Consider the following 12,344-nt stretch of genomic DNA (forward strand, 5'->3'; position numbering starts at 1 on the left):
TATAAGGCGTCTCGGTCCACTTCGATCACGCACTGGCAAACGTCGAGCACCCCTGGAGTCCCACGTCCACCGTTGTTTTCGTATTCCGCCAGAAAAGTTGCCATGTTAGTGTCAGCGAACAAGTTTTGAGAATGCTAGGACGGGGACAGCCACCATGCAGGACCGCATTCGCGCAGTACTGGCCAGCCAAGGACGGATGCCGTCGGACCCGCAGGCCATCGCCGCCGACGCCGACCTGTACGAACTCGGTCTGACCTCGCATGCGTCGGTGAACGTGATGCTCGCGCTCGAAGACGAGTTCGACATCGAATTCCCGGACGACGCCCTCAACAAGACGACCTTCGCGACGATCGCCAGCATCGAGCGCGCGGTCGGCGAACTCACCGCCGTCGCGGCCTGACACCCAGGCCCGCCGTGAGCACCCCGAGCGAAACCCCGACATTCTTCGGCCCCAGCGACTCTCCGCTGTTCGGCGTGCTGCACCTGCCCGCCGACAACCGTGTGCGCGGCGGGGTGCTGATCTGTGGGTCACTCGGCAAAGAAGGCATGGACAGCATCCGGTTCCAGCGGATCCTCGCCGCTGACCTCGCCGAAACCGGCTACGCGGTACTGCGTTTCGACTATTACGGCACCGGCGACTCGGCGTTCGGGCATCACCGTGACGACGCCGTGGCGCTGTGGTCGCGCAGCATCCGGCACGCCGCCGACCATCTCTCCGGAATGGGCGTGCCCTCGGTGTCGGCCATCGCCCTGCGCGCCGGCGGCCTGCTGGTCGATCACGCCATCGCCGCGGGGGCGCCCATCGGCCGCGTCGGTTATCTGGACCCACCCGCAACCGGGCGTCGCTACCTGCGTGAGCAGGCCGCGTTGTACCGGTTCACCGTCGGGCCGGAGGCTTTCGCGCACAGCGCCACCGACACCGACACCGTCTCGATCATCGGTGCGCGGCTCAGCGAGTCCGCCGCCAAGTCCTTCACAGCGCTCAAACTCACCGGCCCGGTGGCCACCGGGGCCGACCGACTCTTCGTCGTGCGCCCGGGCGATACCCACCGATTCGCCGCGACCGACCGCACCCGTGTCATCGCCGCACCCGGGCTGGCGGAGTTCGCACAGACTGCCGATGTCGTCGTTCCCATGCCGATGACGGCGCTCGGCGACATCGTGGCCTGGTTCGGCACCTCAGTCGACTCCGCACCCGTCGCGGTCGAACCCCGCCCGGTCACCTCCGCGCTGATGCCGGTCAGCACCGACAGCGGACCCGTGAAGGTGCTCGAGACCATCGAAACATTCGGCCCCAAGGGCCTGTTCGGCATCCGGACCCGCCCGGTGGGCAGCACCCCCGGCCAGGGCCGCGTCGTGCTGTTCTTCGCCACCTCCAACGATCCGCATGTCGGGCCCGCCCGTGGCTGGGTGGAACTGGGCAGGCAGATCGCGGTAGGCGGTGCTCAGGCGTTCCGTTGGGACGGCACCGGTCTGGGCAACTCACCGGAGATCGTGCGCGATCAGTGGCAACCCATCTACGACGCCCGGCGCATCGCCGACGGGCACGAAGCGGGCCGTCACGCCGCTCAGGATCCCCGCCAGCTCAGCGTCGTCGGGATCTGCTCGGGATCCTGGTATGCCGCCCACACCGCGCGCGAGTTGGCCGCGGGCGCCGCCCTGCTGGTCAATGCCGGCAGCTGGAGCTGGCCGTCCGGCGCCTGGGCCTGGCAATGGAACGTGCGCCGCGACATCCTCGCGACCGCGGGCGATGACGGCCCGCAACTCGGCGCTGCGCCGGATCCGGCCCAGCCGTGGCCACTGCGCAAGCGAATCATCGAGTCGCTCAAACCGTTGCGGGACCAGTTGAAGACCCTGCTGCGCGCCCGGCTGCCCCGGCCTCTGCTCAAGCTGCTCGGCCGTGCCGGGCTGGCCCAGGTGCCCGAAGTCCTGCTCGGACCGCTGCTGCGTAACGACACCCGCACGGTGCTGATGTTGTGCCCGTTCGATATCGAACATTTCGCCGGGTTCGACGGATTCGCCACGGTGGCGCGCCTGCAGCGGGCCGGCTTGCCGCTGCGCACCGTCGAACTGGACGGCGGGGACCATGCCGCCTACCACCAGGCCGTCCTCGACGGTATCCGGGACGAGTTGCTCGGCCCGCCCTGCAAGCAGAGTTTGGCGCTGGGCTCATGACCGCGGATCACAACGGCGCGAAATCCGAACTGCGCCGCAGCTTCTCCACCCGTGTGCTGGCGGCCGCGGTCGGCATGGTCGCCACCTTCCTGCTGACCGTCATCGTGGTCCGGTTCCTGAACACCCGGGACACGGCCGCCTTCTTCGGTGTCCTCGCGGCCCTGCCCATCGGATCCATCGTGGGCCGGATGGGGCTGGGCAACAACGTCGTCCGGTTGATCCCATCCGAACCGGACCGACAGCTCAAACGGATCATCGCGGGAACCCACCTGCGGGCCACCTTCATGATGACCCTGCCCACCGCGCCGATCATCGCGCTGTGCGCGACCGTCGGGCTGATCGGTCAGGAAAACTTCGTTCCCGCACTGCTGCTCACCACCCTGATGGTGCTCATCGAGTCCATCCGGATGATGCTCAGCGACATCTTCTCGGCGGTCGGCCGGGTGAGCGCCTCGGTGGCCACCACACACTACGTGCGCAGCGTCATCGTGCTGCCGGTCGTCGCCATCGTCGCCTTCACGGTCGCGCAACCGACGCTGGTCGAGATGCTGATCGCCTACTCGGCGGTCTCGGGTACCCAGGTGCTGTTCGCGCTGATCGCCGGGCGCTCCGATATCGCGCTACGGCACGCCCCCGGGCTTGCGGCGCTGCGGGCCGCCATCGCCTCCGGATCGCGGCTGTTCACCCTGGAACTCACCGCGTTCCTCATCGTGTCCGGCACCATCTGGCTGGCCAACGCGACGCTCATCCCGCAGGACGCCAAGCTCTACGCCGTCGCCACCACCATCGCCATCCAGGTCACCATCCTGGAGAGCCTCGCCGCGACCGCGGTGCTGCCCCCGGCGGCCCGGATGTGGGTGGCCGGCCGGAAACCCGAAGTCATCCGGATGCTGTCCAACCTGTCCACCGTCAACACCCTCATCACCGTGTCGGTCGTGCTGGTGCTGGCGTTCTTCGGCGGATTCTTCCTCGAGCTCGCCTACGGACCGGCGCTGCGCGAAGCCAACATCCTGTTGGTCATCCTTGCCGTGGGCGGCATTCCGCAGGCCGCGCTGAGCGTGAACACCTCGCTGCTGATCATCGCCGGTCACCTCGACGCGGTCTGCCGAGTTTCGCTGATCGTGCTTGTTCTCGTCGTTCCCGGCGCGATCGCGGCGGCCGTGTTCGGTGGTGCCCTGGCGCTGGCGATCGTCGCGGCGTGCGGTCTGGCCTCGCTCTACATCGGTTTGTGGCTCACCGCCCGGCACATCTTCGGCGAATCGCCACGACCGCACTGGAACGTGGTCCGGGCCGGGCGTGAGCTGGTCAGCGAACGCGGCGATGTCGCCGAGGTACCCGCGGTCGCGGCGGTGTGACCCGATGCCCACGTTGAGCACGCTCGCGCCACTGCGCGCGTCGCTGTCCCCGCGACCAGCCCTGTGGTGGCTGTCCCCGGTCGCCATCGCGCTGATCATCGGTGCCGCCTCGATCATCCCGACCGCGATGGTCAGCGACGAGAAGTTCCGCACCCTGTGGCGGACCCCGAAGTCGATCACCACCGAGACCCTGCTGTTGTTCGGCTGCGGTGCAATCGCTCTGGCCTTCGGTGCGCTGGTGGCATTTGCGGTGTACGCCGCGCCACGGCCGCAGGCGATGCGGTGGCCCGGCCTGGACGAGGGCACCCTGGGACTGCTGCGCACGGCCTCCACCGTGCTGACCGCGCTGACCGTCACCGGATACCTCGGCTTCTGCTTGCTGATCCTGCGCTCCGGACTGTCCTTCGGGCAGTTGTTCGCGGGCTCCCAGGAGGACGGCTACCTGCCGGCCAAGGACGCGATCGGCACCATCCCCGGCGTGACGACGATGACCCAGCTCGGCGTCGCCGCCGTGGTGATCGCGACAACGGTTGCGGTGCAGCAGTTCTCCTGGGCGGAAGTGGCCAAGGTCGCGATCGTCATCGGGCTGGCCGTTCCGCGTGCCTACATCTACGCCGAGCGCCTGGCCATCCTCGAGCTCGTCATCCCGGTCAGCGTCATCGTCGCTGCCCACCTGTCGATCGGGCGCCGCCGGCAACGCACCGCCGCCCGCCTGCTCCCGCTGGCGGGTCTGGCGCTGGTGGTCGTGGTGTTCAGCGCCTTCGAGTACAACCGGTCCTGGACGTACTACCGCGCCCATGGGCAGAGCTCATTCGTCGAGTTCGCACTCAGCCGGCTGGCCGGGTATTACGTGACCGCGCTCAACAACGGGCAGCTGATCCTGGAGCATCTGAATTGGCCGGGGCGTTGGCCGTTCGACACCATGGACGGCTTCTGGAGCGCTCCCGGCATCGAACAGTTCGGTCTCTACGAGCGGCTCAGCGGCTACAGCCCGCCGTACGCCCGCGGGAACATCTCCCCGTATTTCGACACCCTGGCCCAGTTCGGCAATCCCGAATTCAACAATCAGAGCGGCTATGTCGGACCCTTCATCGATTACGGCTGGTTCGGCGGGCTCATCTTCATGTTCGCCATCGGCCTGATCGCCGGCCTGCTCTACCGCCAGTTCTGCCACGGCCGGCCCCTGGGCCTGCTGGTGTACCCGGTGTTCTTCGTCGGCCTCGTCGAGATGCCGCGCTACGTCTACTGGGGTCAGGGCCGGGCCACCTACGCCTGGCTGGCCATCGCAGTGGTGCTGGTGCTGGTCTACCGCCGTCGCAACCGGGTCAGCCTGGTCCGCCGGCAGACGGCCGCTGATGCGTAAAGCGATGCGCGCACTTGTGGTCTCGGTGCTGGCCACCACCATGGTCGCCTGCCAGACCACCCCGTCGAGCAGCGAGACCACCGGCGACAGCACCGCCGGCCTGCAGGGCATGCTCAACGCCCTCGCGCCCGGCGACACCCTGACCCTGGAGCCCAGGGTCTACGAGCACAGCGGGGTGCTCAAGGTGCTGGTGCCCGATGTGCGCATCGACGGCAACGGCGCGACCCTGCAGGCCACCCACGACGAGACCTCCGCCGTCCAGATCCTGGCCGACGGAGTGCAATTGAGCAATATCCGGCTGACCGCACCGCCGGAGGGGCCACGCTACATGTCGCCGGACGAGCACAAGCTGGTGATCGGCGCGGACAACGTCGCGGTGTCACACGTCAACATCGACGGCTCCGCGGGCGCGGGGGTCTTCGTCGATGGCGCACAAAATTTTTCGATTCGCGATCTGACCGTCCACGGCACCCGGGCCGATGGGCTGCACATGACCAACGGTGCCGGCAACGGAGTCGTCGAGGGTGTGCGCACCGACCAGACCGGCGATGACGGTGTGGCCGTGGTGTCCTACGGCGCCGACGCGGCCAGCTGCCACGACATCACGGTCAGCGATGTGCACGTCGGCAGCACCCGCTGGGGCCGCGGGATGACCGTCGTCGGCGGCACGAACATCGCCATGCGCGGCTTCACGGTCGCCGACACCGATTCCGCCGGTGTGTACGTCGCCACCGAAGGCGATCCGTACTTCACCCGGACCGTGGAGAACGTCAGCATCTCCGACGGGACCGTCACCGGCGCCAACCGCAACGCGGGCATCGTGCAGGGCGCCGTGCTGGTCGCGGTCGAGAATCCCGGCACCGAGGTGCGCAACGTGTCGATCTCGGACATCCGTATCGCCTCGACACCACCGTCGGCCGAACGCAATGTCGCGATCTACACCAAGGCCGGAACGCTGCAGGGCGTCCAGATCAGCGGCATCTCGCTCGACAACAGCACTCTCCCAGCATTTTTCACCAACGCCGATGCCGGATCCTTCGCAGTGACGGGTTGGACGGCCGGCGGTAACCCGATTGCGGTGAGTTGACATGCCCAACACAAAGATCATCCACGTGACGGAGTCCTTCGCCAGCGGCACGGCCTCGGCGATCGGCGATTTCGTGCGTAACTATCCGGAGGCAGAACACCATTTGGTGTACACGCCACGCCCGGAAGCCCCGGTGGACCCGCGCGAACTGGAGCAATTCGTCTCGGCCACCGAAATGCCCGCCGGCACCCTGGCCCGGGTGCGTTTCACCCGCCGCTACCTGCAGCAGGCCCGAAACGGGTTCGCCGGCAACGTCATCGCACATGCGCATTCCAGTAAGGCCGGCGCATACGTCCGCGCCGCGGTACGGACCTCCCGGCGGCTGCCGCTGGTCTACACCCCGCACTGCTACGCGTTCGAACGGCTCGATCTGAGCTGGCCGGCACGGCAGGTCTTCCGCGCCCTGGAATGGATCCTGTCGTTCAACACGTCGGCCTACGGAGCCTGCTCGCCACGCGAGGCGCAGCTGTCCCGCTGGCCGGGCCGGACCACCCGGGTGCAGAGCGTGCCCAACGTGAACCCGCCCGGGCTCTCGGGGCACGGTCGTGAGGAATCCGGCCGTCCGCTGCGCGTGGTGGGTAACGGCAGGCTCGGGCCGCAAAAGGATCCCGCGTTCTTCGCCGACGCGTTCGCCGCCGCGGCGGCGGAGAATCCCGATATCGAGGCGCTGTGGGTGGGCGGCGGCGACGAGGAGTATGAGAACAAGCTGCGCGCGTGTGGCGTCGAGGTGACGGGGTGGCTGCCCCGGACCGAGGCGCTCGCCGCGATGGCCTCGGCCGATCTCTACCTGCACACCGCGAGCTGGGAGGGCTTCCCGATCTCGATCATGGAGGCGTCCGGGATGGGCCTGCCGGTGGTCTCCCGGCGCCGGCCCTACCTGCTGGGCGTCGATCTGCCCGTGATCATCGACGAGCCCGCCGATTTCGCCTCGGCGGTGGCCCAGCTGCGCGAGGGCGACGCCCTGGATAAACTGCGTCGGCGCACGCAGGAGGCGCTGGCCGAGAACACCGACCGCGACCAGCAGGTGGCGCTGCGTGAACTGTACGGCCCGCTGATCGGAGCACGGTGATGTCGCAGGTGCACGTGAACGGCAAGTGGCTGGCGCAGCGGCTCACCGGCACCCAGCGCTACGCCACCGAGATCGTGCGCGCCATCCTGGCCACCGACACCGTCGATCTGGTGATCCACGTCCCGGCCGGCGTGGACGTCCCGGCCTATCTGCATCACCCACGCGCGGAGATCCGGCAGGCACGCGTCAAAGGCCAACTGTTCGAACAGGTTTACCTGCCGGCGGTGACCGCGGGCAAACTTCTGCTCAACTTCGCCGGCCCGGCACCGCTACTCAAGCGGCGCCAGCTGGTCACCATGCACGACGCCACCCCGTTCCGCTATCCGCAGACCTTCACCAAGTCCTTCGTGCGGTCCTACCTGGTGGTGTACTACCTGCTGGGCCGGATCGCCGAGCAGCTGGTGACGGTGTCGCACTTCAGCGCGCGCGAGCTCGACGACGTCCTGGGCATCCCGGTCGACCGCTTCCTCGTCGCCGGTTGCGCGGCGGACGCCCTGACCGGGCTGGAACCCGTGCGCCCCGAGCTCGACGGTGTCGACGACCCGTTCTATCTGATGGTCGGAACGCTTGCGGTGCACAAGAATCTGGTCGCTCCCGTGCAGGCCGTCGTCGAGTCCGGGCGCAAGGTCATCGTCGTCGGTGCGTCGGGCAACAGCCAAGTGTTCTCGGCCGCATCGGATCTCACCGGGAACGCGGAGATCGCCGGTCATCTGTCCGACGCCGAACTCGCCTGGCTGTACCGCAACGCGGACGCACTCATCTTCCCGTCCAAGTACGAGGGTTTCGGATTACCGCCGCTGGAGGCGCAGTCGCTGGGTTGCCCGGTGGTGACCTCCCGGGCTGCCTCGCTGCCCGAGATCGCCGGGGACGCAGCGTTGTTCTTCGACCCCGATGACGCCGGTTCGCTGCTGGCCGAGCTGGACCGGTTGGACTCCGAGGGCGGGCTCGCCGATGACCTACGACACCGCGGCCTGGTGAACGCGAAGCGTTACTCCTGGGATGAGTCGGCGCGCACCATACTGGCCTCGCTGCAGCTGGCCTGACCCGTCTCGATGGCAATGTCACCCTGACATTGCGTCGGCCTCAGCCGAAGATTCCGCCCCGGGTGCAGGCCACCGCGACGGGGGCATCGCCCAGGTTGGTGGCGAGCGCAACCTCGGGGACGGTGTCATGCCCGATGCGGGCCACCACCAGGATCTGATCCGCCCGCTCGGCGACGTCGATGACCTGCGACGAACCGGTCAGCGAGCCGCCGTCGACGATGACGCTGCCCTGTCCCTCGACGGAGATCGCCGCGTTCAGCGCGGTGCGCACCGCGGCGGAGTCCTTGCCGGCGAGTTCGGCGACACCGACCGATTTCGCGGCACCGTGCTCGCTGGCGGCGCCGTGCAGCAGGCGGGCCACCTCGGTGCTGCCGGAGCCGTCGGACGCGCCGACCACCAGGATCACACCGGTGCGCGGTTGTGGTAGCTGACTGTAGAGCGCGCGCGCCAATTCCAGTGAGCGCCGGGACTTTCCGATCGCGACCTCCGGTGCGATGACCGGCAGCGGGTCGACCTCGCGCTGCAGCTGCGCCGGCGAGGACACCACCCCGGAGCGGGCCCGCCAGGCCAGCGCCGCACCGAGCGCGAGCAGACCGCCGAGTAGTCCGCCACCGATGCCGCCGAGCAGTTGGGTGCTTGAGCCGGTGCTGGATTCCGAGACAGTCGATTCGATGGTCTGAATGGCCGGGGCGCGGTCGATCTGAGATTCCAGCGACACCCGCTTACCGTCGAGATCCCTTGTGCGGTCGTTGAACACGGCCTCGTCAAAGGGAACTCCGTCCCGGTCGGCGTCGGTGAGCGCCTGCTGACGCAGTCGCACCACGGCGCCGTTGACCGCATCGAGCGCGGACTGCACGCGCACCTTGTTGAGGTCATAGACATGCCCGCCGTACACCTTCAGGGCGGCGTCGACCGCCCGCTGGGCGGATTCGGCGTCGGGCTCGGTGGCCGAGATGGCGATGATCGAGGCCTGCCCCTGCTGGGTGGCTGTCAGCGTCGGCGATTCGTCGGTGCCGAGCTCGTCTGCGACGGCATCCTGGAAACCGGTCGAACTCAGATAGGCGACCTCGCCGGACAGATATCCCTGCAGGGTGTCCGCGGGCATCGGACTGCTGGTGATGATCTGGTTGGGATCGATCGGCGGGTCGATGCGCACCTGGGTGGTGGCGGTGGCGGCGTTCGCGCTCACCGACAGCGCAATCAGTGTGCCCACGATCGCCCCCAGGACGATGCCTGCGACGGTGGCCGGCCAAATCGGTGTCAGCAATCCGTAGACAGTGGCCCGCAACCGCTTCTGCATTTCGACTCCCCTGGGTCCAGTTCGCCTTCATAGTACGGACGGACCCCGGAGAAGCAAATTCACACTTGTTTGCCGGAAAGGTGCCCTGGTGACATATTTCCTCTTAAAAGTGCCTAAAACCGCAGGAGGAGAGATAGCTCCGACACAGCCAGGCGACCATGCTCGGCGTCAAACTGTGACCAATTCAACGCCCGGCCACCCTCAGCCCTCGAGCTTGTAGCCCAAGCCGCGCACCGTCACCAGGTGCACGGGGCTGGCCGGATCGGCCTCGATCTTCGAGCGCAGCCGCTTGACGTGCACATCGAGGGTCTTGGTGTCCCCGACATAGTCGGCGCCCCATACCCGGTCGATCAGCTGGCCGCGGGTCAGCACCCGGCCGCTGTTGCGCATCAGGTACTCCAGCAGGTCGAACTCCTTGAGCGGCAGGGTGATCGGTTCACCGTTGACGCTCACCACATGACGCTCCACGTCCATCCGCACCGGGCCGGCCTCCAGCACACCGTCCCCGATGCCGACATCCTCGCTGTCGGTGCCGCGCCGCAGCACCGCCCGGATCCGGGCGATCAGCTCACGCGCCGAATACGGCTTGGTGACATAGTCGTCGGCGCCGAGTTCCAGGCCGACCACCTTGTCGATCTCACTGTCGCGGGCGGTGACCATGATGACCGGCACGCTGGACCGCGAGCGCAACTGCTTGCACACATCGGTACCGCTCATCCCGGGCAACATCAGGTCCAGCAGCACGATGTCGGCGCCTGCCCGCTCGAACTCCGCGAGCGCGGACGGGCCGTCACCGACGACGGTGGCCTCGAACCCCTCCTTGCGCAACAGGAATGCCAGCGGGTCGGCCAGAGATTCCTCGTCCTCAACGATCAGCACACTCGTCATGGGTGGGTTGGTCCTCTCTTAATCATCATCAACCGATCGGTCGTCATGAATGGCCGGAATGGCAAGGGTGAACGTCGAGCCGGTGCCCGGCTGACTCCATAACCGGATGGATCCGTTGTGGTTGGCGGCAACGTGTTTGACGATGGCCAGGCCGAGCCCGGTGCCGCCGGTGGCCCGCGAGCGGGCCTTGTCGACCCGGAAGAATCGCTCGAACACCCGCTCCTGATCGGCCCGCGCGATGCCGATACCGCGGTCGGTCACGGCGATCTCGATGTCGTTGCCGCGCCGACGCCGGCTGATCGACACCGCGGAGCCGTCCGGGGAGTAGGCGATGGCATTGGAGACCAGGTTCGCAATGGCGGTCGCGAGCAGCCGCTCATCGCCGAGCACCCGGTAGCCGGTCGGGGCGTCGGTGGTGATGGCGATATCGGCGTTGTCGGCGGCCACCTTGTAGCGCGAGAGGGCCTCGGCAACCAAGGTGTCGACGTCCACACTGTCCAGGTTGGGCAGCGGTTCGGCGCCCTGCAGCCGGGACAGCTCGATCAGCTCGCCCACCATGCTGGCCAGCCGGTTCGATTCGACGACCATCTTCTCGCCGAAGCGGCGAACGTTGTCGGGGTCGTCGGTGGAGGCGAGCAACGCCTCGGCCAGCAGGCCCATCGCACCGACCGGTGTCTTGAGTTCGTGGCTGACATTGGCGACGAAATCGCGCCGGGTCGCCTCCATCCGCGCCTGCTCGGACTGATCGCCGACGAACACCACCGCGAACTGGTGGTCCTCCTCGACCAGCAGCCGCACGTGGCCGCGCACCGACAGGCCCGAACGGCCCGACTTCTGCTTCTTGCGCGGCGACAGGTCGATCTCGACGTCGGCTCCGGTGGACAGGCAGCGCTGCACCGCCTGCCAGGCGCGATCATCGAGCAGCCGGTCACGCACCAGACCCAGCTCGGCGGCCTGATCATTCATGTAGACGACGTCGCGGAAGGCGTCGACCACCACGATCCCCATCGGGGACATCGCCGCGATGTGGCTGAGCATCTGGGAGATGGTGATACCGCGGCCCTGTTCGGCCAGTTGGCGGGCCCGGCGTTCGGCGAGTCGCGAGGACACGACCATCCCCGCAGCCACGCCGCCCGCCAGCGCGACCAACGCCAACGCTGCCGCCAACAGCAACGCGGAACCGACACTCACGCGAAAAGCGTACGCATCGGGTGAACGTCATCCCAGCAGCGTGCGGCCAAACCGGGACAAGTCACACGAACAAAGACAGGAGTTCGGTCACCGTTTACTCGCGTTCACCCGCCGTTTGTTTACTTGGCGCCCTGCGCAGCGACCGCCGCGGCTCCGGCGGCGGCGGCCTCCGGGTCCAGGTAACGGCCACCGGGCACCACCGGCTTGAGGTTGTCGTCCAGCTCGTAGAGCAGCGGGATGCCGGTCGGGATGTTGAGGCTGACGATGTCGTCGTCGGACATGCCGTCCAGGTACTTGACCAGGGCACGCAGCGAGTTGCCGTGCGCGGCGATGAGCACCGTCTTACCGGCCTTGAGGTCGGGAACGATGGTCTGCTCGAAGTACGGCACGAAGCGGGCCACCACATCGGCGAGGCATTCGGTCAGCGGTCCGCCGTCGATATCGGCGTAGCGCGGGTCGGCGTCCTGGCTGAACTCGCTGCCCTTCTCGATGGGCGGCGGCGGGGTGTCATAGCTGCGGCGCCAGGCCATGAACTGCTCGTCACCGTATTTCTCCTTGGTGGCGGCCTTGTCCAGACCCTGCAGCGCGCCGTAGTGACGCTCGTTGAGGCGCCAGTCCCGGTGCACCGGAATCCACAGCCGGTCGGCGGCCTCCAGCGCCAGGTTGGCAGTGACGATCGCCCGGCGCAGCAGCGAGGTGTACAGCACGTCGGGCAGCACGCCCTGATCGGCGAGCAGTTCGCCGCCGCGTATCGCCTGGGCCCGACCCTTCTCGGTGAGGTCGACGTCGACCCAACCGGTGAACAGGTTCTTCTCGTTCCACGTGCTCTCGCCGTGACGCAGCAGGATCAGATTCGCCATGGCTGGCATTCTG

At 67.7% G+C, this 12,344-nt stretch carries 11 protein-coding genes; 7 read left to right on the forward strand and 4 right to left on the reverse strand.

Annotated features, from left to right (window positions below):
- Nucleotides 1-154: 154 nt before the first annotated feature.
- Genes ASE48_RS26260 through ASE48_RS26290 form a run of 7 tightly spaced genes read left to right on the forward strand, consistent with a single transcriptional unit; the run spans nucleotide 155 to nucleotide 8,092 of the window.
- Nucleotides 155-400, forward strand: a complete 246-nt coding sequence (locus ASE48_RS26260) for an acyl carrier protein (RefSeq protein ID WP_057170122.1) — start codon at nucleotides 155-157, stop codon at nucleotides 398-400.
- A gap of 14 nt (nucleotides 401-414) precedes the next feature.
- The gene (locus ASE48_RS26265) at nucleotides 415-2,175 is read left to right on the forward strand and encodes a hypothetical protein (RefSeq protein WP_057170123.1); all 1,761 of its coding nucleotides are present in this window, start codon (nucleotides 415-417) and stop codon (nucleotides 2,173-2,175) included.
- A complete protein-coding gene (locus tag ASE48_RS26270) occupies nucleotides 2,172-3,530 on the forward strand; it encodes a lipopolysaccharide biosynthesis protein (protein WP_057170124.1) in 1,359 nt (452 codons plus the stop codon). The genes ASE48_RS26265 and ASE48_RS26270 overlap by 4 nt, the downstream gene beginning before the upstream one ends.
- Before the next feature lie 4 nt (nucleotides 3,531-3,534).
- Nucleotides 3,535-4,893 (forward strand): O-antigen polymerase, encoded by a 1,359-nt coding sequence (locus ASE48_RS26275; protein ID WP_235571548.1) that lies wholly within the window; start codon nucleotides 3,535-3,537, stop codon nucleotides 4,891-4,893.
- Nucleotides 4,886-5,980: a right-handed parallel beta-helix repeat-containing protein gene (locus ASE48_RS26280; protein ID WP_082614440.1), complete on the forward strand. Its 1,095-nt coding sequence runs from the start codon at nucleotides 4,886-4,888 to the stop codon at nucleotides 5,978-5,980. The genes ASE48_RS26275 and ASE48_RS26280 overlap by 8 nt, the downstream gene beginning before the upstream one ends.
- A gap of 1 nt (nucleotide 5,981) precedes the next feature.
- On the forward strand, nucleotides 5,982-7,049 hold the full coding sequence (locus ASE48_RS26285) for a glycosyltransferase family 4 protein (RefSeq protein WP_057170126.1): 1,068 nt from the start codon (nucleotides 5,982-5,984) through the stop codon (nucleotides 7,047-7,049).
- Complete coding sequence (locus ASE48_RS26290; protein ID WP_235571550.1) at nucleotides 7,049-8,092, forward strand: glycosyltransferase family 4 protein; 1,044 nt, start codon at nucleotides 7,049-7,051, stop codon at nucleotides 8,090-8,092. The genes ASE48_RS26285 and ASE48_RS26290 overlap by 1 nt, the downstream gene beginning before the upstream one ends.
- 40 nt (nucleotides 8,093-8,132) lie before the next feature.
- On the opposite strand, the gene ASE48_RS26295 is transcribed toward ASE48_RS26290, so the two are convergent.
- The 4 genes from ASE48_RS26295 to ASE48_RS26310 form a co-directional block, all read right to left on the reverse strand.
- Nucleotides 8,133-9,392: a hypothetical protein gene (locus ASE48_RS26295; RefSeq protein ID WP_057170128.1), complete on the reverse strand. Its 1,260-nt coding sequence runs from the start codon at nucleotides 9,390-9,392 to the stop codon at nucleotides 8,133-8,135.
- A gap of 201 nt (nucleotides 9,393-9,593) precedes the next feature.
- Complete coding sequence (gene regX, locus ASE48_RS26300; RefSeq protein WP_057170129.1) at nucleotides 9,594-10,280, reverse strand: two-component sensory transduction protein RegX; 687 nt, start codon at nucleotides 10,278-10,280, stop codon at nucleotides 9,594-9,596.
- 18 nt (nucleotides 10,281-10,298) lie between these two features.
- Nucleotides 10,299-11,471 carry a sensor histidine kinase gene (locus ASE48_RS26305; protein ID WP_057170130.1) on the reverse strand — a complete coding sequence of 391 codons (1,173 nt, stop codon included), beginning with the start codon at nucleotides 11,469-11,471 and terminating at the stop codon, nucleotides 10,299-10,301.
- Between the two features lie 119 nt (nucleotides 11,472-11,590).
- Nucleotides 11,591-12,340 (reverse strand): phosphoglyceromutase, encoded by a 750-nt coding sequence (locus ASE48_RS26310; protein ID WP_200962274.1) that lies wholly within the window; start codon nucleotides 12,338-12,340, stop codon nucleotides 11,591-11,593.
- Nucleotides 12,341-12,344: the final 4 nt, after the last annotated feature.

The organism is Mycobacterium sp. Root265, assembly GCF_001428895.1.
Taxonomy (GTDB): Bacteria; Actinomycetota; Actinomycetes; order Mycobacteriales; family Mycobacteriaceae; genus Mycobacterium.